The sequence below is a fragment of the Crossiella sp. CA198 genome (assembly GCF_052078295.1).
Lineage (GTDB): Bacteria > Actinomycetota > Actinomycetes > Mycobacteriales > Pseudonocardiaceae > Crossiella.
Map to the genome: position 1 here is coordinate 1 of NZ_JBQJIM010000031.1, position 26661 is coordinate 26661.

Sequence of the window (26661 nt, forward strand, 5' to 3'; positions counted from 1 at the left end):
TGCCCTTGGAGTGCACCTGTGCCCCGAACCGCACCACATGCGCCGGTTCGCTGTCCTCAGCCCCGGGAAGGGCCTGTTCCCAGGTCGGCAGCGCTTCCCGGGTGGCCGGGTCGACGAAGCCCTTGGCACGGTCACACCACACCGGCACCGTCTCGCCCGGGTAGACCAGCTCGTCATGCTTCGGCCACCACACCTGGTGGTAGGTCCCTGCGGTCACGAGGCGCACGAGTTCGTGCGGGATCGCACCACGGATTGCGGCATGCCAGTGCGGCGCCAGCCGCCGCTGAGGTTCCACGGTCGAGAAGTACTGCACCTCATAGCCCACCGCCCGGCGCAGGTTCTGCACCCACCGGTCCAACAACGCCGCGAAGTGCACCGCATCCCGAGCGGCCCGCCGGTAGTCATAGCCGTCCGGGTTGACCGGGGTGCCGTCATCGTGGACCCGCCCATAGGAATCCAGGGTCAGCGTGAGGAACATCGACGGGCGGAACCGCCCGGCGAACTCGCGGCCGAGGGTGTGCTTGGCGACCTTGCGCCGGGGCAACTCCGGCACGTCCTGCTTACGCCGGGTCGAGCGCTTGACCGGCTTGGCGGCCGGGGCGTCCAGGGCCGGGAGCTTGCCCCGCACCCCACCGGCCCGCAGCTCCACATCAACGGCCGCAACGGCTTCCCGCAGATCCTCCATTCCGGACTCGTCGCCCTCGGCCCGCGCGGCCTGGTAGTCCGCCCACAAGGTGGAGCGCAGCTCTGTCAGCGCCGTCTGGTCTGCCGTCGGCGCGGCCGGGGTGAAGTCCGGTTCGTCATCGAGGTGCCAGCCTTCCCGGCACTGGGCCATGCGCAGCTTGCGGGCCTTGTCCGCGCACGGGGCACACACGGAGGCCACAGTGGAGCCACAGGCCACCGGCAGGACATCCACGCGGCCGGTGGCGTAGTCCAACCTGCGTTGTGCCAGCGGCCGGACACAGACGCCGTTGGTCTCAGCCAGCGAGCGCACCACATCTAGGGCTAGGGGTTGGCGCATGCGATCAGCACGGGTGATATGCAGGCCTTCGGCCGGCATACGCTCACCAGCCTCGCTCACGTGCTCGGTCATCACCATGCACCCCCGCACGGGGTGAAGGCCACGGCCAGGCCACAGCCGGGGCAGTGCCCGTAGGCGCAGTCATCCTCAGCCCGTGTCCGCGTCCGGCAGCCACACCACAAGTCATGCAGCCACCCCGGCATCCCGGGAACACCATCGACCAGCCTCGGCACCATCTCGGGCCGGGGCGGGACCACGTTGTGCCGCAACACCTCCAGTGCCCGAGCGATCCGGGCCTGCTGGTCGCGGGAGAGTCGCCGGGTCATGCCGCCACCTCCCCATCCACGCCATAGCCGCCACCAGGGAAGGGCAGGACTTCGGCATGCACCACGTCGCGGCCGGTGACGTAGTCGACCAGGCGGCCCAGATCCGCGTCAGTGATGTGGAAAGCCCGTGCCCGCAACGGTTCCCGCCGATCATCGACCTTGACCCAGGTCACACCCGGGGTGGCTTCGCTGATCTCGTGAGCCGCCGCACCGCGTTGCCGCACACCCTCGCCCAGCACCATGTCCACCTGAGCCGCCTCATCCAGCCGGAGGGCGACCTTGGTGCCGAACAGGTGCCGGAAGGACACGATTTCCTTACGGGGGTCCTGGACCAGGCCCACGATGGCGAAGCCGGGGGCGCGGCCCTGGGATGCGATGGTCTGCACCGCCCGCGCCGCCCTTTCCCGCAGTCCCTTGTCGGTCTGGTAGGCGATCACGTCGGCCAACTCATCGATCACCAGCACCGTGAACGGCTCCCCGGTGCCGGGCTTGAAGCGCCGCAACAGACCCCGGTACCGCTCGGCCCGTTCCTTGAGTTCGGCGGCCAGGGCCTCCAGCAGCTCCACCGCTTCCACGCCGTTGGTGTAGGCCAGGCGATGGAACAGTTCCGGTGCCTGCCCGAGTTCCATGCCGCCCTTGGGGTCAATGCCGACCAGGCGGACCAGTCCGGCCTTGACCGCCGGGGCCAGGGCCCAGATCAGCGACCACATGACCGAGCCCTTGCCCGCGCCGGGCGAGCCCACCACGAGGAGGTGGTTTCCCTGTAGCCGCAACGTAAACGGCCGTCCAGTCTCCGTGCGGCCGATCAGCAGGCGCTTGAGGTCAACCGCGGAATCCTTGGCGGCCAGCGCGGGCACCGGGATCGGTCGGATGAGCGGGTCACGGTGGACCAGGTCCAGTTCTAGGCGTCCGGGCTTACGGACCCGCACCCGGCAGGCGGTCGCCCCGAAGGCATGCGCCAGCCCAGAGGCCCGTAGCTCGAACGCTTCGGGGGCCTGGCCCTTGACCATGCGCACCCGGACCCGGTCCCGCCACCCATCGGCCCGGACGCGGCCGAGCTTGGGCCGGTACTCCGCACCCCGCATGGACTTGGTCAGGTCGGCCAGGCGCATGACCGAGCGCCACTGCCACCCGTAGACCGTGCCGCGCCGCCACTCCGTGCGCACCTGAGACCAGCAGAACCGCACGAACGAGGAGCGGTGACCCCATGCCCACCAACCGAGCCCAATCCCTGCCACCGCAACAACAAAGCCGAGATTGCGCCCGCCGAACTGGACGTAGCCAACCCATCCGAGCAGCGGCAGGAACAGCGCCACCGGGTAGCGCACCGCCAGCCGGACCGCCCGGATGATCAGCCATCCGGCCGACCACACCAGGGCGACCGGCAGGAGGGTGAGCTTGGCCCAGGTCGGCAACAGGGTCCACCAGGGCAGCCGGGGCCGGGCGATCTCCAGGGCCGCCGGTTCGGCCAAAGGCTTACGGGAGAAGGCCATCACCACTCACCACCCTCAATGCAGGCGATGCAGCGGAAGACCTGCGAGCCACCAACGACCTGTCCGGCGGGCACGAAGGCGGCCGTGCCGATCCCACACGGGTGGTTGCACCCGAGGCACGTCAGGCCGTCCGCTTGGGCCTCGGTGAGCTTCATGCGCTGCACCGCAGCCCCGTCCAGCTTGACCGGGTAGATGCCGATGGTTTGCAGCCGTGCCAGCAGGCTCGACCACACCCGAGCCCGGGAGAACCGCACCCGCCGGGGCTGGGAAGCATCCTCGGTCGTGGCGTTGATCACGTCGGTGAAGTCCAGGGGCAACCAGCCCTCGCAGACCCCGCACCGGTGGTCTCCAGGCAACATGCGGGCGTACTTCCCGCAGGTGGAGCACCGGCGTTGACCTTTTCGGGGGACCCCGCCTAGCGGTGGCCTTCCGTCACGTCCTACAGTCATTCTTGTTCACTTCCTGTGGTTGTGGACGGCACAAGAGCGGCGAGGTTCCTAGGCCTGAGAGCCGCTCTTGTGTCTTTAGTTTTGTTACGCCGCAACAAGACGTGCGGTATCGCCACGGCACCCGAAGGTCCGTGTCTGTCCTTTGTGGACTGTCTCTTGTGGACTTATCGTTTGCGCTTCGGCTGTTCCGTCACGCTCCTTCCGTGCCGGACCAGCCAGGCCACGCACGACCGGCAGAAGTCCTGCCCGTCCCGCAGCCGCGTCCACTGCCCGCACACACCCGAGCAGCGCCGCCAGGACACCCGCACCCGCAACGCCCTCAGATGGGCGTAGGGGGCGTCGACGGGGTTCCCCCGCCGGATCCAGTTGCCTAGCCTGGACATCACCACCGCCTCACGTCGAGGTTCGTGGGAGGCACGAGGAGCGGGAACCACGGCTACCACCAACGGAGCCCGCCCCCGTGCCGACTCATTCCCCGTCACGTATCGCGTGCCTGCTCGCCCCGGCTACGACCTCGCCCGCGACCACTCCGCGCGCCTCGATCTGGTCGCGGTATGCCTGCGCGGAATGGAACGCGAACGTCTCCACCGCGTCCAGGAACTCACGCGCGACCTTCACCAGGTCCCGCGCCACCCGGACACCCATTGCCGACCCGTGGACCTCCGCAGACACCGCAAGGCGCACCGCGCCGCCACCGTCAACGATCGACAGCACCGGCTGGCCCTGCGACATGGTGCCGAAAGTGACCACGGTGCTCTCATCCGGCGTGACCCACACCTCAAGACTCATGCCGGATCACCTCCGTCGACCGCGACCTTTCGTTCACGGGCAACCAAAGCCAGTTCACCGTAAAGCCGCTCGAATTCGCCGCCGTCCAGCACCACCACGAACCTCTGTGACGGACCGTTGAACCCAATCGTCAAGTGCGCGTCATTCCACGACTCGACCTGAATATCCGTGTCTTTGTGAACAGAGATCGAGTAGTCACTGTAGAAGTAGCCTGGGTCGACCGTCACGTGAAGGCGACTCATGCCGGATCACCCACCGGTTCCGGCACAGGGTCGTAATGCCCCACGACCGGGGTCATGAGGTGGTAAAGCCGCTCGAAGTCGTCACGGTCCAAAACGACGACGATCCTTTGAACCGGCCCGCCGAAGATGACCAACAGGTTGTTGTCGTCCCACGGCTCGATCTGAATCCCGGTGTCGTCATAGATCGACACCGTCAGGTCCAGGCCCAGTTCGTCCCGGGTGATCGGCATGACTATGCCGCCTTAGAGGGGTCAGCCGCCTTGGCTTCGGCAGGCTTGGCCGCCGGAGTCTTGCCCGCATTCGTTCCCGCGGACTTGAACCCGGTCGCCCTGAACAGCCAGCCCTGATACTTGTACTCACCGCTGCCCGACACACGCGGTTCGACCGTCAGCCCGTCCAGCTCGATCTGGCGCATGCCCATTCCCGGCACCAGTTCGGCCGTGGTCGGGACCGGCTGAACGTCGGCGATGAACGTAATCTGGAACGACGCCCGCTTGGCCTTCAGTTCGTCCGGGTCGGTCACCGTGCCGACCCACTGACGCTTGCCCGTCACCGGGTCAACCTTCTGCCGAGGCTCCCTGTTCTTGTTCTCCTGATACTCGAAGTCCGGCGCGATCTCGCCGATCAGTACCAGGCCTTTGCCGAATGCCTGATCGAAGTCGATTGGGAACCGGTGGCCCTTCTGAATCGCCATGGTCGGAACCTCTCTACGTGGTGTGGCCGGGTCTCCGGCCTGTCCGTACCGCCTGCTCAGCGGCACAACATGAGGTTCGCCCATGAGGGAGTCGCGTCCACACCGGCGTCACGTCTCGTCTCGAACATTCGATACTCAGGTAGTCTCGTTAGGTCTCGCCTGTGTGGTACTCTCGTCTCGTCTCGTCCCATGGAGGTTGAGTGGTGGAACCACAGGCGAACCTGCTCAAGACGCTGCTGAGACAGCGGCACTTGCAGGCATACAGCGCGTTCTGTCGGGAGTACGACAAAGTGGCATTGAAGACCGAGTCGGTCCTAAAAGGGCGCTGGCCAAGCAAAGCGCAGTTCTATCGATGGCTTTCTGGCGAGCTGATTAGCCTGCCGCATGCCGATCACTGTCGGATATTGGAGGCAATGCTTCCGCCTCACGGCGTAGAAGCGCTATTTGCGCCATATAACGCGCCCCCCAAGGTCGAGCAGGAACCAGAGCGGCGAACCGATGTAATTGACTTCCCTATCCCAAGTCCTGTCACTTTCCCTATTGACCGTAGATATGCGGATACAAAGCAGATTTTCGTCAGTCGATCTGACTTCATGCACGAACTGCCACCCGGCAAGTTGTTTGATGGTGTGCGCGAAATCTGCATCACCGGCCTATCGAACAACCTGATTTGCCAGCAGTACTCCGACCGCGCACTAGTTGACGCGCTTGAGGATGGGGTGGAGATTCGCGCGCTATTCCTGGACCCAGAAGGCGAGCACATCAAAGCCAGAGAGCTAGAGGAAGGTCACCCGCCCGGAGTCCTCAGCACGCTTACTAGTCTAAATATCCAGGCGCTGCGTCGCCTTAAGTCGAAGGTTAGCGGAGAATCCGTAGGTGAGCTTGGGATTCGAACCTATGACGAGCCAATCAGGTTCAACATTATCATTATTGATCAGGTGACAGCCGTAGTTCAGCCGTATTTGCCCAACGCGAGAGGTGTGGAATCGCCAACAATGCTAATCGAGAAGGATGATGACTGGCCTAAGCGAACTGGACTTTTTGAGACCTTCAGTCAGGTGTTCGAATCCATGTGGGAACGCGGCAAGGAGATTTCCTGATGCGTCAGATCGCTTTTCTTTCCGGTGTTGCACAGAAGGCTACGGAGATTGGCTACAAAGCCATTCACGATACGCGCCCGCTGGACGTGCAGGACAAGAACGACCGCGATATCGTCACCGAACTTGATGTTCAAATCGAACGCGACATTCGCGCCTACCTGGCCGAGCAAACACCTGAAATTGGGTTTCTTGGCGAAGAGGAAGGCGAACGGGGCTCGCAAACCGGAGGTGACTGGCGGTGGATTCTTGACCCGATCGATGGCACTTCGAATTTCGTTCATGGGGTACCTCTCTCCGCAGTCTCCCTAGCCCTGTCTGACGGGGAGGCTATTATTGTCGCCGCAATCGCCCTTCCCTTCCTGAATCTCCAGTATGGAGCCGCAACAGGACTTGGGGCTTTCGTGAACGGGCGGAAGCTCGAAGCGAGCAAGACTTCCGAGCTGTCCAAGGCCATGGTGTCGATCGGTGACTACGCCGTCGGCGACAACGCCGCCAGCCGCAACGCCAGGCGACTTCAGGTGACGGCGAAGCTGGCCGAGAACGTTGAGCGCGTCCGCATGTTCGGCTCAGCCGCCGTTGATCTGGTGTGGGTGGCCGAGGGCCGACTTGACGCAGCAGTGATCATGGCCAACCACCCCTGGGACACTGCTCCAGGGGTGCTGATCGCTCGTGAAGCCGGTGCCGTTGTGGTTGATGCCACAGGAGCCCCGCACACGGCCAGGTCCACGGAAACCATTGCGGTGAACCCGAATCTGGCACAGCCGTTGCTTGAGGTCATCCGCGACAGCCAGTCATGATCTGATCCGTCGCTCGACACGGTTCTGTCCGCGTTCTGTTGCCGAATTTGGCTCTATGGGATCAAGGCGCGCCGCCAAGCGGCGCGCGGCGGGTGGTCGCGCTGGCCGCGACGGGCACACCCATCCAGGCACGGCCGCCTACCGCTCCGCTGCGGCGGCCGACCTGTCGGCGCGCCCGTCGAACCGGCGCCCACCTGCCGGGCCGGGTAGCCGCGCGCCGCCCCCATCACAGCCAACCCTTCCCGCGGAATTGCCTGCTCCGACCTGGCACTCAGCATGTCCCGAACGCCCCGGCCGGCATACCCCTTCGCGTGTATCCACACGAAGGACCATGCAGGCCGAGACGCCCAGGCCACACCGAGTACTTCCCAGCCAGGTCTTGTAACCCTCTGGATCACCCTGCGACGGCAACTCACGTTAATCCCTCACCTCCGCCTTTTTATTCTTTAACACCGGAATTACGGCATCAAGAGCGCCTACGGCGTCGCTCCGCGATGGACGCAAGCGCCCACTCTTGACACCTCCATTCCGGTGCTAACTGCCGCCGGGGCGAAGGAAACGGGAGGCGAGAGGTTCCCTCTCCACTTCCGCACCGCCGTCGACCAGGGAGGCCCCACCGTGAACCGCACCCGACGCCCCGGCCCCGGACAGCTCGCCCTCTGGACCGACCAGCCTGCCCCCAAGCCGGTCGGTCCCCGGGCCTGCCGCTACTGCCAGAGCTGGTTCACCCCGATCACCCGGTCCACCACCCTGTGCCCGCCCTGCGTGATCAACCAGGCCCACGCCGAGGACCGCCAGGCCGCCGACCGACGCGTCACCAGCCCCCAGCCCGGACAGCTCAAGCTGATCATCGACCGCCCCACGCCGACCAAGATCATGCCGTCCACAGGCCGTGAGACGTCCGGACCCAACCGGATGCAACCGGATGCAACCACCACGAAACGCCTGGTCAACGGCCTGCCGCAGATCAACGCCGCAGGTCCGTCCACCAGGCATTCAGTTGTCGTACTTGAGGTAGTCGACCTCCCAGTCGGCGAAGGTCTGGGCGTCGATCTCCTCGTGGTCCAGGCCACCGGGCATGGTCTTGGCGCAGGTGACCGTGCCCGCGCTGGTGTAGATGCCCAGTTTCAGGCCGCGGGCGTGCACGTAGTCGGCCAATGCCTTGATACCGCTGGGAAAGCGCTCCGGGTGGTGGGTGAGTCGTGTGGTCACCGGGTCCCGCTCCGGCGCGGCCCAGCAGTCGTCGATGTTGACGTATTCGTAGCCGGAGTCCTTGAGTCCCTTGCTGATGAACAGGTCGGCGGTGTCCCTGATCAGCTTCTCGTCCACCGCGCATCCGGTGGCGTTCCAGTTGTTGAAGCCCATCGGCGGGGTGAGCGCCTGCCCGTCCGGCAACGCCGCCGCCTGCTGCGGCAGCGCCACCAGGAGTCCGAGCACGGTGCCCGCCGCTCCGATCGTCGCGATCAGCTTGCGCGCCAACCTGTTCACCGCTACTCCCTTGCTGTCACTGGAGGATGTAACCCTTGTAGCCACGGATGAGCTGGTAGCAGTCCTTGAGTCCGGAGCTTTCGATGCTGCGGTAGATGCCCCACTTGGGGCGCAGGTAGTTCTTGTTGCGCCACATGTCCACCGCGGTGGTCCGGTAGTCCTGCACCACCCGGCCGCCGTCCTTGATCACCCAGCGCACGTAGCCGCCGCTGTTGACCGCCTTGACCTCGAACTCGATATCGATCCACTTGTTCTGCAACGGGGTCAGCGGCACCGGGGCGTGCACGGTGTTGGCGTCGTTGTCCCGCAGCGTGAGCATCTCGATCTTGGGTCCGTTGCGCTCACGCAAGGTCATGGTGATCAGCGGGCCGCCGACGTCCTGGACCTTCATCTGGAAGATGTGGCTGAACCGGGTGGTGGCGGTCAGCGAACTGGGAATGTAGGTCTGGTAGGTGATCCGCCAGGTCTGGCCCTCCTGGATCTTGTGCAGGGTGCCGCCGCTGCGCATGCCCTTAGACTCGTTGCGCTGCCGGTCGGAGCCGTCACGGTCCCTGGTGTGCATGTCGAAGCGCCAGTGGTCGGCCAGCGCGTGGATGTGCTTGACGCCGGGGTGCGAGCCGGATCGGTCGTCCTCCAGGCCCTCGAAGGCCTGCAGTTTGTCCACGGCGGGGCTGGGGTTCCAGCGCAGTGCCCAGTCGGCGGGCCGGGGTTCGACCGCGCTGGTGTAGGCCGGGGCGGCGAGCGCGGACAGCGGGGTGGCCAGCCCGCTGGCGGCCAGTGCGCCGAACGCGCCCAGGGTGAGCGCTTTCCGGCGGTCGATGCGGTTGGGTTCCTCGGACATGGGAGTCCCCTTCCTCATACAGGGTTGGTGACCTTCTCCAATGTCACGGCGAACACGTGCGAGCGTGGTTTCGCGTTGGCGGACAGGGTGATCGCGCGCAGTCGCCGCGTGCTGTCGGCGGCGAGAACCTGGTGGAACACCGCGGCCCGGAGCGGGACGGGCCCGGTGCGGGTGTGGATCTGGTTGGTGCGCAACGCTTCGCTCTCGCCGAAGGCGGCGGAGGCGAGCCAGTCGGTGAGCGCGAACTTGACGGGTGTGGCGGTGCCGTCGGTGTAGTGCAGGGTGACGGTGCTGTCGGTGTTGCCGTTGTCACTGGCGCCCAGGACGTGCAGCCTGCGGTAGTTGCCCTCGGGCAGTTCCACGGTCTGACCGGCGCCGATGATGTTGTTCCTGGTGCCTTCGTGGCCGTTGGTGAAGCGGAACGGCACGCCGTCGTTGGTGAGGGATCCGTTCTGTGGCAACGCGCCGGAGGGGTAGGTGCGGCCGGTGCCGTCGAAGTCGCCGTCGCCGAGGTAGAACTCGTTGGTGATGCCGTCGTTGGTGTAGAAGGGTTCCAGGTCGACGGTCACCATGTCGCCGCCGGGCGGCAGCGGCGGCAGGCCCCAGGGCGGCGCGGGTGTGCTGACCTTGACCGGGGCGATGGTGAGGTCGGGGCGGGCGCCCGCGGCGTGCACGATGACCTCCTCGCCGCGGCGCAGTTCGATCTCAATGGTGTTGTCGGCGCCCTGTTTGTAGCGGTGCGGGCGGCCGTGGCTGTCTCGCACGGCGAGGCGGCCGGGGATGCCGGTGCGCACCCGGCAGGGTTCGCCTGCCAGGCTGCGGATGCGCACGAAGTCGGTTTTTCCCTTGCGGCGCACCGCGCTGACCAGGAACGCGCCTTCGGTGCGGAAATCGTGCAGGGTGACCTCGGACCAGTCGCCGGGCACCGCGGGGAAGATCCGGATGATGCCGCCCCAGCTCTGGCAGAGCATGTCGTGCAGGGACTGCATGCCCGAGAGCGGGGTTTCGATGACCGGTCCGGCCTCGTAGTACATGGTGTTGGGCTGCAGGAAGCGGGCGACCAGCTCGCGCAGGTACTTCAGCGCGTCGTCACCGCGGCCGAACTGGCTGGAGATAGAGGCGGCGCCGGTGAAGCTGTAGCCGCGCAACGCGCCCTCGAAGCTGATCCAGTGTTTCAGCGAGCGGTCGATGAGGTCGCGGTGCTCGGGTTGTTCGGCGTTGACCAGGTAGAGCGGGTAGACCATGAGCAGGTGCGAGTAGTGCCGGTGTGATTTGGCGAACGGGGCGCCCGCGCCGATCATGAAACCGTTGCCGTCGACCGGATAGTCGACCAGCTTGTCCAGCACCTCCTGCCAGCGCGCGGCCAGGGGGTCGTGGATGCGTAGCAGCCGCACGGATTCGAGCAGGGTGGCACAGCTCCAGCGGATCAGCGCGAGGTCGTAGTTGCAGTCCGGCGCGCTGCCGTATTCGGGCGAGAACGTGGGTGGCAGGTGGAGTTTGCCGTCCGCGGCCGGGGCGAGGAAGTGCAGGTAGTAGTTCATCGCCTTGCGCAGCAAGGGGTAGAGCACCTCGCGCAGCAGGCGTTCGTCCATGCTGTGCCGGTAGCTGAGCCACACGTTGTGCAGCAGCCAGGGCAGGTCACCGACCTCCGGGTCGGGCGAGAATTGTCCTGGCACGCCGACGAATCCGGCGTCGTCGAACTGGGCGTCGGTGCTGCGGCGCAGTCCGGCCGAATCGTGCCGGTACTCCGGGCGCAGGCCGTCCACCAGGGTCTGCCGGTGGGTGGCCAGGGTGCGCGGGATCGGGTCGAGTTCGGGGTGGCCGGAACCGTGCACCGGCCAGTACTGCAGCTGGGCGTTGAGGTTCCACCACACCGAGGGCCAGGGTGTGGGTTCCAGCCAGGGGCCGGTGGTGGCCATCACCGGGCCACTGGCGCGGGAGGCGCTGGCGAGTTTGTAGAGCTGGATCCAGTAGAAGCTCTGCAGCAGACCGTCCGGAATGGACAGGAAGCTGCGGCGATAGCAGTCGTGCCACCAGTTCCGGTGCTCGCGCAGCAGTTCGCCCTCGCCGGTGAGCGCGGCACGGCGCACGGTGGTGCGGGCGAACTGCTCGGCGGTGGCGTCCGGGTGGGTGTGCGCGACCGAGAGCAGCAGGGTGGTCTCGTTGCGCCCCTTGGCTTCCCGGTAGGCGGTGGCGGTCTGACCGCCCGCGACCATGGGTTGGACGACGATCTTGAGGTCGCCCGCGGTGCGGAGTTCGGGTGGCGGGTTGCGGGTGAAGTTCTTCGGCGGCTCTTCGCGGATAGTGCGCGGGCTGATCGCCTCGGCCGGGTGGAAGGCGAGCGTGAAGTCCTTCTCCCCCAGGCTTCCTCGCACGGTCAGCCGTAGCAGCGACCGGACACTGTGGACGATCGCGCGGATCTCCAGGGTGCCGCGGTCGGTGGTGACGGTGCCGCGCAGTTCGGCCTGCCAGAGGTCCAGCCGCAGGTCCACGCCGGTGATCGTGCCGACCGGGGTGAGCAGCAATCGGCCCACCGGCAGCCGGGCCACGCCCCATTCGTTGCCAAAAGCCGGGCGGTGGTCCTGGACCTGACTGTGGTCGACGGTGAAGCGCAGCGCGTTCGCGCCGGGTTCGCGGTAGACGCTGGTGGCCAGGAAACCGTTGCCCAGGAAGGGTCCTTCGTACCAGGTGCGCGGCATTCTGGCCCAGCGCAGGTCCTGCGCGCCGAGGAAATCCGCCCAGGCCTGCTCGGAGCGCATCCGGTCGCGCAGCCCAGCCCTGGCCCCGTCGGCGGACTCGGCGGCCAGGCTCTCCGCGGCCAGCGGCCCGGCCAGCGATCCGGCGAGTGAGCCTGCCACCGCCACCCCCAGGAAGCCCCGGCGGGAGATGCCCGCGGTCCCCTCGTCCATCGACACCAAGTCCTCACTGTTCAAGCATGTAAACGTTGCTCAAAGATCGGATGTGTGACCGACCCGAGCGTAGGACGGGCCAAATCGGGCGTCAAGGCGCAGCCCCGGTTACGCCAACGGCAGGACAACGACTTCCTACCCTTGACAGTCCCTCTTGACCCCGGTGTGCTGGACGAACCGCCACCCACTCGCCGCCGCCGCTCTCAGTTGAGATCGGATGATTACCTTTACATCGAGAGGTGGACGACGTGATCACCACAACCCGCGCCCGCGGGCTGGTCCTCGGTCTGCTGCTGACCCTGACCACCACCCTGGGCGCCCCCGCCGCCCTCGCCGCACCGGCGGCGCCGGATGACTGGTCGAAGGCGGTCGTGGACTCGACCATGAAGCGCCACACCCCGGCCACTCTGGGCGGCTGGAGCTACACGCGCGGGCTGTACCTGTACGGCCAGTACCTGGTCTACAAGCGCACCGGGGAGAAGAAGTACTTCGACTACATCAAGGCGTGGGTGGACCGCTTCGTCAACGGCAACGGCGAGATCAGCAACAACTTCACCAACCTGGACTCGATGCGCGCCGCCACCCTGCTGATCATCCTGCACACCGAGACCGGGCAGGCGAAGTACAAGAAGGCCGCGGACAAACTGCGCAACCGATTCCCGGGCTACCCGCGCACCAGCGACGGCGGCATGTTCCACGCCGCCAGCAAGGTCGGCCAGCTGTGGGCGGACGGGGTGTACATGGCGCAGCCGTTCATCGCGGGCTACGCCAAGCAGTACAACGAGACCTACGGCTATGACGAGGCAGTGCGCAACCTGGCCGCCTACTTCAAGAACCTCAAGCGGGACAACGGTCTGCTGTGGCACGCCTACGACGAGGACGGCTCCGAGCCCTGGGCGAAGAACCCCGGCCGCCACTCCGCCGAACACTGGGCCAGGGCCATCGGCTGGTTCGGCATGACCGCCATCGACATCCTGGAAGTCCTGCCGGCCAACCACCCCCGCCGCGCCGAGGTGATCGCCATGGTGCAACACCTGGCCCGCGGCTACCAGCGCCACCAGGACGCCACGACCGGGCGCTGGTTCCAGGTCGTGGACAAGCCCACCGCCAGCGGCAACTGGACGGAAACCTCCGCCTCGGCGATGTACACCTTCATGATCTCCCGCGGCGTCGAGCGCGGCTACCTGGACGCGAGCTTCAGCGCGGTGAGCCGCAAGGGCTACCAGGGCGTGCTGGCCAAGGCGAGCCTGGGCTCGGACGGCCTGACCAACATCAAGGACATCAGCGAGGGCACCAACGTCGGCAACCTGTCCTACTACCTGGCCCGCCCCCGCAACACCAACGACTTCCACGGCCTGGGCGCATTCCTGATCATGAACGAACAACTCCGCAAATCCGGCGCCTAACCCACAACGGCCAACACTCGATGCGTTTCGAGTGTTGGCCGTTGTCGTACGCCGAGTTGGCCGTTATGGACGCCGAGTTGGCCGTTGTCGTACGGCAGGTTGGCCGTTGTTGTACGCCGTAGGCAGCTGCGACCGGGCGAAGCCCGAAAACCGGTGGCGGGGGTGGCTTTTCAAACTTCATCCGAGCGGTTCCCCATCCCCGTCAGCCTGGAGAGGACACACCGCATCTCACCGAGCGGCCCCTGCAACACAAACCGCCGCCAATCCTGCCCAGCGTGACGGGGGCCGCTCGGTGAGATGTGGTTTGGTATCGGAGGGCTGACGGGGATGGGGAACCGCACACGAGCACTGCTCTTGTCTTTGCTCTTCGTTCTTCCCCCCCATCCTTTGATTCCTGCCCGTCCGGCGAGGACGATCTTGATCTTCGCTCTTGACTGTCAACCCGAAGATCAAAAAAGGATGGCCTCGCCGGCCGGGCAGACCACCGGAGGGGTGGGACAGATCAACACCCGGGCGAGCAGGTTGCGGGGCGGGGTTTGGGCTGCCGACTCAAGACCCAGCGTGGCTCCGAGGGCTCGCGTGTTCTCCGCACGGCCTTCCGCCAGCCAACCACACCTCACCGAGCGGCCCCGGTCGCGTTGGGTTGGTTTGGCGGCGGTTTGTGTTGCAGGGGCCGCTCGGTGAGGTGTGGTCTGCATGCTCCAGGCCGTACGGAGAACACGCGAGAGCCCTCGTCGTGGGGTTTCACCCCCCACCCCTTGCCCCGCCCGTCCCACAACGGCCAACGTGGCGTACGAGTTGGGCCAACTTGGCGTCCACAACGGCCAACTCGCCGTACGAGAACGGCCAACACTCGCGGGAGGGGTTTGACCCTTCGCGCGTGTTGGCCGTTGTTGTACGGCACGTTGGCTGTTGTGGACGGTGGCTGAAGGTTTGCGGGGTCGTGACCATGGCGGGGTACGCTCGTTGACTCTCAGTAGTCGAGTGGTCACATCAAGGGGCGGGTTGTGGGTTCAGCGAGTATCGCGATCAGTGGCGGCGGGTCCGAGCAGTTGCGGGAGCTGGCCGGGTGGTTGCGTGATGAGGACGAGTTACGTGGCCGGGTGGAGCTGGTCGACGCCCCGGTCCGGTCCGGCGAGCTGGGTGCGGAGCTGGAGGCCGTGGTGGTGCTGGTGACCAGTGGGACGGCGACGGTGCTGGTGCGGTCACTGTTCGGCTGGCTTGGCAGGCGGACCGAGGCGCGGCGGGTGTCGTTGAAGATCAAGGCGCAGGGGCGGGAAGTCACCGTGCAGGCGGGGTCGGCGGATGAGGCGCAGGCCGTGCTCGCCGAGGTGCGCAGGATTCTTGACGGCGGGGCGTGAATGCGGGCGCCGGATCCCCGGTTGTCGCGGGCGGTGCTGATCGGCACCAGCCACTACGCGCATGCCGAGGAGTTGCCGCCGTTGCCCGCGGTCGGGGACAACCTGGCCGATCTGCGCCGGGCGCTGACCGATCCGGACACCGGCATCCTCGAACCGGCGCAGTGCACGGTGATCGACACGCCGGACTCGCCCGCGAGTCTGCTGGAGCGGCTGGGTGAGGCGGCGGGGCAGGCCGAGGATCTGCTGCTGGTCTATTACGCGGGGCATGGGATCCGGAGTCAGGTGCGGGAGCAGTTGTTCCTGGGGGTTCGGTTGACCAGTCCGCGGAACCTGTGGGGGACGGGGGTGCCGTTCGACTCGATCCGGGAGGTGGTCGAGGGGTCACCTGCGCGGACCCGGGTGTTGTTGCTGGACTGCTGTTACGCGGGGCTGGCGGTGCGCACGATGGCCGGGGCGGGGGTGGACATCCAGGAGGTGGATGTGCGGGGGACGGCGGTGATCGCGTCCTCGCCGCGGAACGAGCGCTCGCATTCCCCCGAGGGTGAGCGGCACACCGCGTTCACCGGGGAGGTGATCCGGTTGCTGCGGGACGGGGCGCCGGTGCGGGAGGCGCCGTTGACGGTGCAGCAGTTGTTCCGGTCGGTCTCGGCGGCGCTGGCCCGGCGGGAACTGCCGCGACCCAAGGGGAGTCTGGGGGACCTGAGTGGGGATCTGTTGCTGCGGCGGGAACCCGGGCGGGCGAGCGAGGCGGGGGCGGGGGCCGCGGTACCGGCGAATGGGGTTGCCACGATGGTGACGCCGATGCCGGTCAGGCCGGAGCCGGTGGCGCTGGAACCGGCCGGGCCGGAGCCGGTGGCGCCGATGCGGCCGGAACCCGCGGTGGCGAAGCCGGAACCCGCGGTGGTGGCGGCGGCGCTGGCCGCGCTGGCGCGGGAGGTGCCGGAGCCGGTTGCGGCGATGAGCGAGCCGGTGCCCTACGTGCCGCCGGGTCCGCCCACGGCCGAGTACCTGCGGGGCCGGCCCATGCCGCGTGCCTACTACCTCCGCGTCCTCGGCTCGGCGCTGGCCACCGCCCTGCTGTGGCTGCTGACCGGCTACCTGACCGCGATGGCCGCGGGGGCGGTGCTGGAGGCGTTCGTGCGGTCGGGGTTCAGCGCCACCACGGTGGTATTGCCGGTGCTGGCGGGGGCCTCGGGGATGGTGTTGCGTAACCGGTGGCGGATCCAGGTGTTGCGCGGGCCGCGGTGGCCCGCGCTGGCGGAGGTGCGGCCGCGGCTGGCGCTGCGGCTCTTCCACACGGCGAACCTGCTGCTCTGGGCCGCGTTGCCGCCGCTGGCGGTGGCGGTGCTGGCCGCGGCGGTCAACACCAAGGATCTCAGCCTCGGCATCCACTTCCTGGTGGCCGAGGCGTTCCTGGGCGCGATCTACCTGCTGCGCAGGCTCAGCAAGCTGCGCTGGTGACGGGTCAGTGCTCGCGTTGTCCGGGCAGGTGGAGCGCGGGCTCGGCCGGTTCGACCCGGTCCCGGCCGCTTTCCTTGGCCCGGTACAGCGCCGCGTCGGTGGCCGCGACCAGGCTGTCCAGGTCCGGGCCGTGGTCCGGGGAGATGCCCAGGCCGACGGAGGTGGTGCGGTCCTCGATGATGACCACGTGGCCGCCGCGCCGGTGCGTGGTCGGGACCTGCATCTCGCGCACCTTGGCCCGGATGCGCTCGGCCACGGTGTGCGCTTCCAGGCGGGAGACCTCGGGCAGCAGGACGATGAACTCCTCGCCGCCCCAGCGGCCGACCAGGTCGCCCGCCCTGGTGCTCTCGCGCAGGACCTCGGCCACCGCGCGCAGCACGTCGTCGCCCGCGACGTGGCCGTAGGTGTCGTTGATGGACTTGAAGTGGTCCAGGTCCAGCATCAGCAGGGCGGCCCGGTGGTCGGCGCGGACCAGGGTGCGGTTGGCCCGGTCGAGCCAGCCTCGGCGGTTGAGCAGGCCGGTCAGCGAGTCGGTGGAGGCGTCCCGTTCGAGCTGGCGGAGCAGGGCGATCCGGTTGAGCACCGCCGCGGCCGGGACCAGGGCGATCGCGATGAACGGGTTGTGGATCAGCACCACGGCGGCCACCGCGCCCAGTGCGATGGTCATCGCCTCCAGGGCGTTGTCCGGGGCGGTGCCGAAGAGTTCGGCGCGGGCGGGCTTGGGCATGCTCAGCGCGATCACGCCGGCCACCACGAGCAGCTGGGTCAGGCCGTAGGCGAGCGCGGCGGCCAGCGTGGTGCCCGCCTCGGCGAGCATGGTCAGCGGGTGCGCGGTGGTCCAGGCCGGGACGCCGAGCAGGTCGAGCATGCCCCGCGCGGCCAGCGCGGCGAGCAGGATGCTGCTCGTGCTGAAGGCGAAGCGGAACAGCGGGCGGCGCGCGATGAGGTAACGCTGGGTGCGAATGGCGATGACGACCAATGCCATCAACGGCACCGGCAACAGCAGAACCGCGGGCAGCGTCCAGATACTCGTAAGATCAATATGCGGGCCGGGCGCACTGCCGCGGCGTTGTTCCTCGGTCCGCCTGGACAGGTGCACGTGCGCCCCGCCGCAGGCGATGAGGACTAGACAAGTCAGCCATTCCCGGCCGTCGGGCACGGTCATGGCCAGCACGGACGTGATCAGCGCGGCGAGCACCGCCACCTCGACTACCAGCAGATAAACGATTACCCGCCGAGGCAGACTCCACAGCGCCCATTTACTCGGGCGAATTCGTCGCAACGATTCCCGCTTCTTCGTTTGGCCCGTGTGCGACTGACCCCCCACACTGTTCATACCTCTATCCCGTGTGCCCGGCACACGGGTGTCGTGTAGCTGCGGCCTGAGCGTGGCGCTGACCTCCCGGGGAGGTGGTCTCCGTGTCCGACCGCGACTGGTGAAGGTCATGGCCGTCCCCTTTCGCCCGCACCCACCGCAGCCCACCGGAGGTGATTCCCGTGACTGACCGCGACTGGTGACTCTCGCTTGGTTTGTCGGCGCCGCAGCCCGGCGTCGTTACACCGGTGTACCCCGTTTGCCACACCGTGTGACCGGCAACCGCTGAGTCTCACACCCATGACGGACTCACCGGCCCTTCCTGACGCGCCCGCCGCCATGCCCACGCGGCCGGAACCGCCAGGACCAGGCCCACGGCCCCCGCCAGGGTAACCGTCGTGCTCGGGCTACCGATCAATTCCGTTGAGACGCCGCCCGCGACGACCCCCAAACCCTGCACCACGCGGAGCCCGGTGCGAGCCACGCCATAGGCCGCGCCCCGGTCCGCGTCCGGCACCGCGGCCATGAACTCGGCCGCCGCCGTGACCTGGTAGGCGGCCAGCGCGCCGGAGATCGCGAGCAGGATCAGCGCGCCGGTCAGGCCTACCCCGGCGAAGCCGAGCAGCATCGCGACCGAACCCACCGCGAACACCCCGAGCAGCCGCAACCTGGTCTCCGTGCTGGTCCAGCGGGTCAGCAGGAAGGTGCTCAGCGCGTAGGCGGCCGGGTCCACCGCCAGCAGCCAGCCCACCGCGGCCGGTCCGGCCCCGTACTCGGCGGCCAGCGGCGCGGCCAGTCCCTCGGGCACCACCGCGATCCCGGCCAGCCAGGACAGGCCCAGCAGCGCGCGCAGCCGCCGGTTCCGCCACACCAGCAGCACCCCGGAGCTGCGCCGGGCGGCGGTCGCGGGCGCCTCCCGAGCCGCGGGGCGGTGTTTGACGCCGAGCCGGACCAGCAGCGCGACCAGGGCGAAGGTGAGCGCGTCCACGGCCAGGGCCAGGTGCGGGCCGAGCAGGCCGACCGCGAGCCCGCCGCCGGCCAGGCCGAGCAGCATGGCCGCGTTCGCGGTGATCTGCCGCAGCGCCTGTCCGGCCTGGTAGACCTCGCCTTCCAGCACCACCGGCACGGTGGCGGCCTGGGCCGCGGCGAAGGGCGCCTGCACCAGCTGGACCAGCACCAGCAGCGCGGCGACCAGCCACAGCGGCATGCCGGGCACCGCCATCAGACCGACCAGCAACGCTTGGGCAAGGGAGGTGTGCACCATGACCGTGCGGCGCGGATAGCGGTCGGCCAGCCAGGACAGCAGCGGACCGGCGACGAGCTGGGGCAGCATGGTCAGCGCGTAGGCCCCTGCGGTCAGCAGGGCCGAGCGGGTGCGCTCGAAGACCAGCAGCGAGAGCGCGACCTTGGCGAGTTGATCTCCGATCACCGATTGGAGTTCCGCGAGCCACAGCGCACGGAACTCGGCGATTCCGAACGCCGCAACGAACCCACCCTGCCGCGACACATCGAACACCCTAAGAGCGCACGAATGCGCACGCTGCCTTCGGCGCAGGTCGTACCGGAAAAGAGCAACACAGGGTGCTTCCCGGTGACGGTGGGTACCCGGAATCCGCGCAAACCGCTGGTAGGCAAGCCTGATTTGGCGGGGGGCGGTAGCGGCGGGTAAACGTGACGTATGAGCGAGAACGCGGTGGAGTTCTACTGGCGCCCTGGCTGCGGCTTCTGCATGAACCTGGAACGGGCGCTGACCCAGGCCGGCCTGCCGTATACCAAGGTCAACATCTGGGAGGACCCGGACGCCGCCGCGCGGGTGCGGTCGGTGGCCAACGGGAACGAGATCGTGCCGACGGTCTTCGTCGGACCGGCCGCGATGGTCAACCCCAGCCTGCGCGAGGTCACCGCCGCGGTCCGCGAACACGCCCCCGAACTGCTGCCGCAGGCATGACCGACTGGGAGCCCTTGGCAGGCAGGCTCGCGCACGAGGCGCTCGCCGAGGGCGCCCCCACCGCCTGGTTCGACCGGCTCTACCGGGCGGGCACGCACGGCGAGGTGGACCTGCCATGGGACCGCCGGGTCCCGCAGCCGCTGCTGGCCGCCTGGGCGGCCGCCAGCGAGCTGTCCGGGGCCGGACGGCGGGCCGTGGTGGTCGGCTGCGGGCTGGGCGCGGACGCGGAGTTCCTGGCCGGCCTGGGCTTCGCCACCACCGGCTTCGACATCGCCGAGACCGCGATCCGGACCAACCGGGAACGCCGCCCGGACTCCCCCGTGCACTACACCACCGCGGACCTGTTCGCGCTGCCGCCGGACTGGCGGCGCGCCTTCGACCTGGTGGTGGAGATCTTCACCGTGCAGGCCCTGCCCGGGGAGGTGCGCCCGGCCGCGGTGGCCGGGGTGCGGGACCTGGTCGCGCCCGGCGGGACGCTGCTGGTCATCGCCCGGCACGCCGAGCACCCGCCCGCCGAGGCCGAGGGGCCACCCTGGCCGTTGACCAGGGCCGACCTGGACACCTTCACCGTGGATGACCTGGTGGAACGCCGGGTGGAGCAGGTCGAGGACACCGGCAGGCCGAGCCGGGGCAGCTGCTGGGTGGCCGAGTTCGAGCGCCGCCGGTAACTGTTCACATCCCCGCCGCGTCGCGGAACTCTCCCTTCGCTAGCGTTGTCGCGCCGGAAACCGGGCAATAACCACAGGACAGCGTCGTCCCGCGACACCCCCTGGAGCAGCCATGCGGCCGTGGCCTGGCCACGCCTACCCCCTCGGCGCGACCTACGACGGCGCGGGGACGAACTTCACCCTGTACTCCGAGGTCGCCAAGCGGGTCGAACTCTGCCTCTTCGACGAGGACGGCGCGGAGAGCCGGGTGGTGCTGCCCGAGGTCGACGGGTTCGTCTGGCACGGCTACCTGCCCGGCGTCGGCCCTGGTCAGCGCTACGGCTACCGGGTATACGGGCCGCACGACCCGGAGCACGGGCTGCGCTGCAACCCGAACAAGCTGCTGCTGGATCCCTACGCCAAGGCCGTGGACGGCCAGATCGACTGGGACGAGTCGCTGTTCGGGTACCGCTTCTCCGACCACGACGCGCGCAACAACCTGGACTCGGCGCCGCACGTGCCCAAGTCGGTGGTGATCAACCCGTTCTTCGACTGGAACAGCGACCGGCCGCCGCGCACCCCGTACCACCAGACGGTGATCTACGAGACGCACGTGCGCGGGCTGACCATCGAGCACCCGGACATCCCAGCCGAGCTGCGCGGCACCTACTCCGGGCTGGCGCACCCGGTGATGATCGACTACTTCCGGGAGCTGGGCGTCACCGCGGTCGAGCTGATGCCGGTGCACCAGTTCATCAACGACCACCACCTGGCCGAGCGCGGGCTGACCAACTACTGGGGCTACAACACCCTGGCCTTCTTCGCCCCGCACGACGGCTACGCCGCGGTGACCGCGCAGGGCAACCAGGTGCAGGAGTTCAAGGCGATGGTGCGGGCGCTGCACACGGCCGGGATCGAGGTGATCCTGGACGTGGTCTACAACCACACCGCCGAGGGCAACCACCTCGGGCCGACGCTGTCCTGGCGCGGCATCGACAACGCCGCCTACTACCGCCTGGTCGAGGACGACCCTCGGCACTACATGGACTACACCGGCACCGGGAACTCGCTCAACGCGCGCAACCCGCACACCCTGCAACTGATCATGGACTCGCTGCGGTACTGGGTGACCGAGATGCGGGTGGACGGCTTCCGCTTCGACCTGGCCTCCACCCTGGCCCGCGAGTTCTACGACGTGGACAAGCTGAGCGCGTTCTTCGACATCGTGCAGCAGGACCCGATCATCAGCCAGGTCAAGCTGATCGCCGAACCCTGGGACGTCGGACCCGGCGGCTACCAGGTGGGCAACTTCCCTCCACTGTGGACGGAGTGGAACGGCAAGTACCGGGACACCGTGCGCGATTTCTGGCGCGGGGAACCGGCCACGCTGGGCGAGTTCGCCTCCCGGATCACCGGTTCCTCCGATCTCTACCAGGACGACGGCCGCCGCCCGTACGCCTCGATCAACTTCGTCACCGCGCACGATGGCTTCACCCTCAACGACCTGGTGTCCTACAACGACAAGCACAACCAGGACAACGGCGAGGACGGCCGGGACGGGCACGACGACAACCGCTCCTGGAACTGCGGCGCCGAGGGCCTGACCGAGGATCCGGAGATCAACGCGCTGCGCGAGCGGCAGCGGCGCAACTTCATCGCCACCCTGTTCCTGGCCCAGGGCGTGCCGATGCTCTCCCACGGCGACGAGCTGGGCCGCACCCAGCGCGGCAACAACAACGCCTACTGCCAGGACAACGAGATCGCCTGGGTGGACTGGTCGCTGCTGGAGTCCACTGTGGACCTGCTGCACTTCACCAGGGCCACCGCGCGGCTGCGCCGGGAGCACCCGGTGTTCCGGCGGCGGCGGTTCTTCCGCGGCCGGCCGGTGCGCAAGGGCGAGGAGCTGCGCGATATCGCCTGGTTCACCCCCGCAGGCGAGGAGATGACCGAACAGGACTGGGAATCCGGCTTCGGGCGCTGCATCATGGTCTTCCTCAACGGCGACGGCATCACCGACCTGGACGCCCGCGGCGAACGGGTCACCGACGACTCGTTCCTGCTCTGCTTCAACGCCCACGACGGCGAACTGGAGCTGACCGTGCCTGATTCGGGGTATGGCAACACCTGGACGGTCGTGCTCGACACCGCCACCGGCGAGGCCCTCGGCGGCTCCGGCGGCGGCGTGGTGACCGGGGTGATCGCGGGCGGCACCCCCACCCGCGCCCGGACTGTCCGCGGCGGGGAGACGATCAAGGTCGTCGACCGCTCGCTGCTCGTGCTCCAGCGCACCGACTGACCAGCTCACTCCACCGACGGGGGCACCACCGATGACCACGCCGAGTTCGACCTACCGGCTGCAGCTCAACGCGGAGACCACCTTCGCCGACGCCGCCGAACTGGCCGACTACCTGGCCGGGCTGGGCGCGGGCGCGCTGTACGCCTCCCCCGTGCTGCAGGCGGCGCCCGGATCCACGCACGGCTACGACGTGGTGGACCCGACCAAGGCCTCCGAGGCACTGGGCGGGGCGGACGGGCGGGCCGCGCTGAGCACCAGGCTCGGGCAGCGCGGACTGGGCCTGGTGCTGGACATCGTGCCCAACCACATGGGCGTGGCCGACGCCGCGGCCAACTCGTGGTGGTGGGATGTGCTCAAGCTCGGCCAGGCCTCGCCGTGCGCGCACTACTTCGACATCGAGTGGTCGCACGGTCCGCTGCTCATCCCGGTGCTCGCCGACGACGAAGCGGCCCTGGAGGAGTTGCAGGTCAAGGAGGACTGCCTGGTCTACGGCGATCTCCGGTTCCCCCTAGCCCCGGACACCGCGGAGGGCACGCCGCGGGCGGTGCACGAACGGCAGCACTACCGCCTGGTGGACTGGCGGCGGGCCTCGACCGAGCTGAACTACCGGCGGTTCTTCGACATCAACGAGCTGGCCGCGGTGCGGGTGGAGGACGAGGAGGTCTTCCAGGCCACCCACGGCGAACTGCTGCGCTGGCTGAGCGCGGGGCAGGTCACCGGGTTGCGGATCGACCACCCGGACGGCCTGACCGACCCCGGTGGCTACCTGCGGCGGCTGCGCACGGCCGCGCCGGAGGCCTGGCTGGTGGTGGAGAAGATCCTCGGCGCGGACGAGGCGCTGCCGACCTCCTGGCCGGTGGACGGCACCACCGGCTACGACGCGCTGCGCGAGATCTGCGGGGTGTTCATCGACCCCAAGGGCGAACCGGTGTTCACCCGGCTGGCCGCCGAACTCGGGGTGCCGGTGCAGGTGCACGAGGTCGAGCGTGGCTGCCGCCGACGGGCGGCCACGACCAGCCTGGCCGCCGAGGTGCGCCGGATCGCCCGGCTGCTGCCCGAATTCGAGCCCGCGCGGGCCGAGGCCGGGATCGCCGAACTGCTCTCCTCCTTCCGCGTCTACCGCAGCTATCTGCCGGAGGGGCGCGGGCCGCTGTGCGCGGCGCTGGCCGCGGCCAGCATGGCCCGGCCGGATCTCTCCGACGTGATCAGCCTGGCCGGGCAGCGGATGCTCACCGATCCGGAGTGCGAGCTGACCCGGCGGGTGCAGCAGACCTCGGGCATGGTGATGGCCAAGGGCGTGGAGGACACCGCGTTCTACCGGTGCACCCGGTTCGCCGCGCTGAACGAGGTCGGCGGCGCGCTGGACCGGTTCGGGGTGTCCGTGGCCGAACTGCACTTCCGCAACGCCGCCCGCGAGGCTGGGTGGCCGGGCACGATGACCGCGCTGTCCACCCACGACACCAAGCGCGCCGAGGACGTGCGGGCCCGGCTGGCGGTGCTGGCCGAGGTGCGCGATGAGTTCGCCGGGGCGGTGCGCCGGTGGACCGCGCGGGCCGGGCTGCCCGAGCCCTCGCTGAACCTGCTGGCCTGGCAGACCCTGGTCGGGGCCTGGCCGATCAGCCCGGAGCGGCTGCGCGACTACCTGGCCAAGGCGGCCAAGGAAGCCAAGGTCGCCACCTCGTGGACCGACCCGGACCCGGAGTTCGACGCGCTGGTGGCCGCCTGGCCGGAGCGGGTGCTGGCCGAGGCCGAGCTGGCCAAGGACGTCGGCGCCTTCGCCGAGGCGATCCGGGCGCACGGCTGGTCGAACTCGCTGGGGCAGAAGCTGATCCAGCTCGCCGGGCCGGGTGTGCCCGATGTGTACCAGGGCACCGAGCTGTGGGACCTGTCCCTGGTGGACCCGGACAACCGGCGACCGGTGGACTTCCCGGCACGGCGGGAACTGCTGGCGCGCATTGATTCCGGCTGGCTGCCCGAGGTGGATGAGGAGGGCGCGGCCAAACTGCTGGTGACCGCCAAGGCGCTGCGGTTGCGCCGGGACCGGCCCGAGCTGTTCACCGGCTACCGGCCCCTGGACGCCGAGGGCCCCTCGGCCGAGCACGCCTTCGCCTTCGCCCGCGGCCCGAAGCTGGACCTGGTCGCGGTGGCCACCCGGCTGCCGGTCGGCCTGGGCGCCGCGGGCGGCTGGCGGTCCACCATCCTGCCGCTGCCGATCGGCGACGGCTCCTGGACGGACGCGCTGACCGGTCGGCCGGTCTCCGGCAGCCCGCGGCTGGCCGAGCTGCTCTCCCCGTACCCGGTCGCGCTGCTGGTGCGGGCATGACCGACTTCAGCGTGTGGGCACCCAGGGCCGAGCGGGTCCGGCTGCGCCTGGACAACGCCATCCACGACCTGAACCGCCACGACGATGGCTGGTGGCGACCGGCGGAACCGTTGTCCGGCACCGACTACGGCTATCTGCTCGACGAGGATCCGACTGTGCTGCCGGACCCGCGCTCGCTGCGTCAGCCCGCCGGTGTGCACGAGCGCTCCCGGGTCTACCGGCACGAGTTCGCTTGGACCGACAGCGGCTGGACCGGCCGCGCGCTGCCCGGTTCGGTGGTCTACGAGCTGCACATCGGCACCTTCACTCCCGGCCGCACCTTCGATGCCGCGATCGAGCGCCTGGACCACCTGGTTGAGCTGGGCGTGGATTTCGTGGAGGTGCTGCCGGTCAACTCCTTCGACGGCCCGCACGGCTGGGGCTATGACGGGGTGCTCTGGTACGCCGCGCAGGAGTCCTACGGCGGCCCGGACGGCTTGAAGCGGTTCGTGAACGCCTGCCACGGCAAGGGTTTGGGCGTCATCCTGGACGTGGTCTACAACCATCTCGGCCCGTCCGGGGCCTATCTGGACCGGTTTGGCCCGTACTTCGCCGGGCAGACCATCTGGGGGCCGACGCTCAATCTGGATGGCCCGGACTCCGGCGAGGTCCGCCGGTATGTGCTGGACAACGCGCTGTCCTGGCTGCGTGATTTCCATCTGGACGGCCTGCGCCTGGACGCGGTGCACGCCTTGTCCGACCGCCGCGCCACTCACCTCCTGGAGGAGCTGGCCGTGGAGGTCGAGGCGTTGTCCGCGCACCTGCGCCGCCCGCTGACGCTGATCGCCGAGTCCGATCTCAACGACGCCCGCCTGGTCACCCCGCGCGAGGCGGGCGGCTACGGCCTGCACGCGCAGTGGGACGACGATCTCCACCACTGCCTGCACACCACGCTCACCGGCGAACGCCAGGGCTACTACGCCGACTTCGGCTCCCTGGAGTCCCTGGCCCGCACGCTGCGCGAAGCCTTCTTCCACAACGGAACCTGGTCTTCCTTCCGCGGTCGCACGCACGGCCGCCCGATCGACCCGCACCGCCAGTCCGGCCACCGTTTCCTGGCCTACCTGCAGAACCACGACCAGATCGGCAACCGCGCCACCGGCGACCGCCTCTCCGCGACTCTGTCCCCCGGCCTGCTGGCCTGCGGCGCGGCCCTGGTCTTCACCGGCCCGTACACGCCGATGCTGTTCATGGGCGAGGAGTGGGGCGCGCGCACCCCGTGGCAGTTCTTCGCCACCTTCCCGGACCCGAAGCTGGCCGAGGCGGTGCGCACCGGCCGCCGCCGCGAGTTCGCCGACCACGGCTGGGCCGAGGAAGAAGTCCCGGACCCCATGTCACCCCAGACTCTCGCACAGTCCACAGTGGACTGGTCCGAGCCGGAAGACCCCCGGCACGCCGAGATCCTCGCCCTGTACCGGAATCTGATCCACCTCCGCCGCAAGCACCCGGCCCTGTCCGACCCGCGCCTGGACCGCCTCCAGGTCGACTACGACGAACAGTCCCGCTGGCTGGTGCTGCATCGCGGCCCGCTCCGGGTGGCGGTGAACCTGGCCGCCACCGAGGTCACCCTGCCCATCCCGGCCCACACCGTGCTGCTGTCCTCGGCCCCGGTCACTCCCGCCAACACCCTCACCCTGCCCGCGGAGTCCTTCGCCATCGTCGAGTTGGCCCAAGTCGTACGCTGAGTTGGCCCAAGTGGGCGTACGACTTTGGCCA

The 26661-nt window shown here is 68.6% G+C and carries 21 protein-coding genes and 1 pseudogene; 10 read left to right on the plus strand and 12 right to left on the minus strand.

Going from position 1 to position 26661, the window contains the following annotated elements; all coding sequences use genetic code 11:
• The 7 genes from ACTOWY_RS38025 to ACTOWY_RS38055 form a co-directional block, all read right to left on the minus strand.
• Nucleotides 1-1093, minus strand: a 1093-nt coding sequence (locus ACTOWY_RS38025; RefSeq protein WP_441314434.1) for a replication initiator, incomplete at its 3' end; no start/stop codon positions are given.
• A gap of 250 nt (nucleotides 1094-1343) precedes the next feature.
• On the minus strand, nucleotides 1344-2840 hold the full coding sequence (locus ACTOWY_RS38030) for an FtsK/SpoIIIE domain-containing protein (protein WP_441314435.1): 1497 nt from the start codon (nucleotides 2838-2840) through the stop codon (nucleotides 1344-1346).
• Nucleotides 2840-3199 carry a hypothetical protein gene (locus tag ACTOWY_RS38035; RefSeq protein ID WP_441314436.1) on the minus strand — a complete coding sequence of 120 codons (360 nt, stop codon included), beginning with the start codon at nucleotides 3197-3199 and terminating at the stop codon, nucleotides 2840-2842. The genes ACTOWY_RS38030 and ACTOWY_RS38035 overlap by 1 nt, the downstream gene beginning before the upstream one ends.
• A 558-nt stretch (nucleotides 3200-3757) precedes the next feature.
• Nucleotides 3758-4078 (minus strand): hypothetical protein, encoded by a 321-nt coding sequence (locus tag ACTOWY_RS38040; protein ID WP_441314437.1) that lies wholly within the window; start codon nucleotides 4076-4078, stop codon nucleotides 3758-3760.
• Nucleotides 4075-4320 carry a hypothetical protein gene (locus ACTOWY_RS38045; protein ID WP_441314438.1) on the minus strand — a complete coding sequence of 82 codons (246 nt, stop codon included), beginning with the start codon at nucleotides 4318-4320 and terminating at the stop codon, nucleotides 4075-4077. Before ACTOWY_RS38045 ends, ACTOWY_RS38040 begins: the two co-directional genes overlap by 4 nt.
• Nucleotides 4317-4550, minus strand: coding sequence for a hypothetical protein (locus ACTOWY_RS38050; RefSeq protein ID WP_441314439.1), 234 nt, complete (start codon nucleotides 4548-4550; stop codon nucleotides 4317-4319). The genes ACTOWY_RS38045 and ACTOWY_RS38050 overlap by 4 nt, the downstream gene beginning before the upstream one ends.
• Before the next feature lie 2 nt (nucleotides 4551-4552).
• Nucleotides 4553-5014 (minus strand): hypothetical protein, encoded by a 462-nt coding sequence (locus ACTOWY_RS38055; RefSeq protein WP_441314440.1) that lies wholly within the window; start codon nucleotides 5012-5014, stop codon nucleotides 4553-4555.
• Nucleotides 5015-5214: 200 nt separating this feature from the next.
• On the opposite strand from ACTOWY_RS38055, the gene ACTOWY_RS38060 reads away from it, so the two are divergent.
• Both ACTOWY_RS38060 and ACTOWY_RS38065 read left to right on the plus strand, forming a co-directional pair.
• Nucleotides 5215-6114 (plus strand): DUF5919 domain-containing protein, encoded by a 900-nt coding sequence (locus tag ACTOWY_RS38060; RefSeq protein ID WP_441314441.1) that lies wholly within the window; start codon nucleotides 5215-5217, stop codon nucleotides 6112-6114.
• The gene (locus tag ACTOWY_RS38065; RefSeq protein WP_441314442.1) at nucleotides 6114-6911 is read left to right on the plus strand and encodes an inositol monophosphatase family protein; all 798 of its coding nucleotides are present in this window, start codon (nucleotides 6114-6116) and stop codon (nucleotides 6909-6911) included. The genes ACTOWY_RS38060 and ACTOWY_RS38065 overlap by 1 nt, the downstream gene beginning before the upstream one ends.
• A 999-nt stretch (nucleotides 6912-7910) precedes the next feature.
• Here ACTOWY_RS38065 and ACTOWY_RS38070 read toward each other — a convergent pair.
• The 3 genes and pseudogenes from ACTOWY_RS38070 to ACTOWY_RS38080 all read right to left on the minus strand — a co-directional run.
• Nucleotides 7911-8366 (minus strand): annotated as a pseudogene (locus ACTOWY_RS38070) (glycoside hydrolase family 27 protein); the annotation flags it as partial.
• A 49-nt stretch (nucleotides 8367-8415) separates the two neighbouring features.
• Entirely contained in the window at nucleotides 8416-9240 is an 825-nt protein-coding gene (locus ACTOWY_RS38075; protein ID WP_441314443.1) for a Tat pathway signal sequence domain protein, read from the minus strand.
• 14 nt (nucleotides 9241-9254) lie between these two features.
• Nucleotides 9255-12149 (minus strand): glycosyl hydrolase family 95 catalytic domain-containing protein, encoded by a 2895-nt coding sequence (locus tag ACTOWY_RS38080; protein ID WP_441314444.1) that lies wholly within the window; start codon nucleotides 12147-12149, stop codon nucleotides 9255-9257.
• A gap of 251 nt (nucleotides 12150-12400) precedes the next feature.
• Here ACTOWY_RS38080 and ACTOWY_RS38085 point away from each other — a divergent pair, with 251 nt between their 5' ends.
• The 3 genes from ACTOWY_RS38085 (at nucleotide 12401) to ACTOWY_RS38095 (ending at nucleotide 16377) form a co-directional block, all read left to right on the plus strand.
• Nucleotides 12401-13555, plus strand: a complete 1155-nt coding sequence (locus tag ACTOWY_RS38085) for a glycoside hydrolase family 88/105 protein (protein ID WP_441314510.1) — start codon at nucleotides 12401-12403, stop codon at nucleotides 13553-13555.
• Nucleotides 13556-14562: 1007 nt separating this feature from the next.
• On the plus strand, nucleotides 14563-14916 hold the full coding sequence (locus tag ACTOWY_RS38090) for an effector-associated constant component EACC1 (protein ID WP_441314445.1): 354 nt from the start codon (nucleotides 14563-14565) through the stop codon (nucleotides 14914-14916).
• The gene (locus ACTOWY_RS38095; protein WP_441314446.1) at nucleotides 14917-16377 is read left to right on the plus strand and encodes a caspase, EACC1-associated type; all 1461 of its coding nucleotides are present in this window, start codon (nucleotides 14917-14919) and stop codon (nucleotides 16375-16377) included.
• Nucleotides 16378-16381: 4 nt separating this feature from the next.
• Here the strand turns inward: ACTOWY_RS38095 and ACTOWY_RS38100 are convergent, their stop codons facing one another.
• Both ACTOWY_RS38100 and ACTOWY_RS38105 read right to left on the minus strand, forming a co-directional pair.
• Nucleotides 16382-17659 (minus strand): diguanylate cyclase, encoded by a 1278-nt coding sequence (locus ACTOWY_RS38100; RefSeq protein WP_441314447.1) that lies wholly within the window; start codon nucleotides 17657-17659, stop codon nucleotides 16382-16384.
• A gap of 325 nt (nucleotides 17660-17984) precedes the next feature.
• On the minus strand, nucleotides 17985-19199 hold the full coding sequence (locus ACTOWY_RS38105; protein WP_247765713.1) for an MFS transporter: 1215 nt from the start codon (nucleotides 19197-19199) through the stop codon (nucleotides 17985-17987).
• 171 nt (nucleotides 19200-19370) lie between these two features.
• On the opposite strand from ACTOWY_RS38105, the gene ACTOWY_RS38110 reads away from it, so the two are divergent.
• The 5 genes from ACTOWY_RS38110 (at nucleotide 19371) to treZ (ending at nucleotide 26630) form a co-directional block, all read left to right on the plus strand.
• Nucleotides 19371-19640: a glutaredoxin domain-containing protein gene (locus ACTOWY_RS38110; RefSeq protein ID WP_441314448.1), complete on the plus strand. Its 270-nt coding sequence runs from the start codon at nucleotides 19371-19373 to the stop codon at nucleotides 19638-19640.
• A complete protein-coding gene (locus ACTOWY_RS38115; protein ID WP_441314449.1) occupies nucleotides 19637-20308 on the plus strand; it encodes a class I SAM-dependent methyltransferase in 672 nt (223 codons plus the stop codon). Before ACTOWY_RS38110 ends, ACTOWY_RS38115 begins: the two co-directional genes overlap by 4 nt.
• 112 nt (nucleotides 20309-20420) lie before the next feature.
• On the plus strand, nucleotides 20421-22583 hold the full coding sequence (glgX, locus tag ACTOWY_RS38120; RefSeq protein ID WP_441314450.1) for a glycogen debranching protein GlgX: 2163 nt from the start codon (nucleotides 20421-20423) through the stop codon (nucleotides 22581-22583).
• 31 nt (nucleotides 22584-22614) lie between these two features.
• A complete protein-coding gene (treY, locus tag ACTOWY_RS38125; protein ID WP_441314451.1) occupies nucleotides 22615-24906 on the plus strand; it encodes a malto-oligosyltrehalose synthase in 2292 nt (763 codons plus the stop codon).
• Nucleotides 24903-26630 (plus strand): malto-oligosyltrehalose trehalohydrolase, encoded by a 1728-nt coding sequence (treZ, locus tag ACTOWY_RS38130; RefSeq protein WP_441314452.1) that lies wholly within the window; start codon nucleotides 24903-24905, stop codon nucleotides 26628-26630. Before treY ends, treZ begins: the two co-directional genes overlap by 4 nt.
• Nucleotides 26631-26661: the final 31 nt, after the last annotated feature.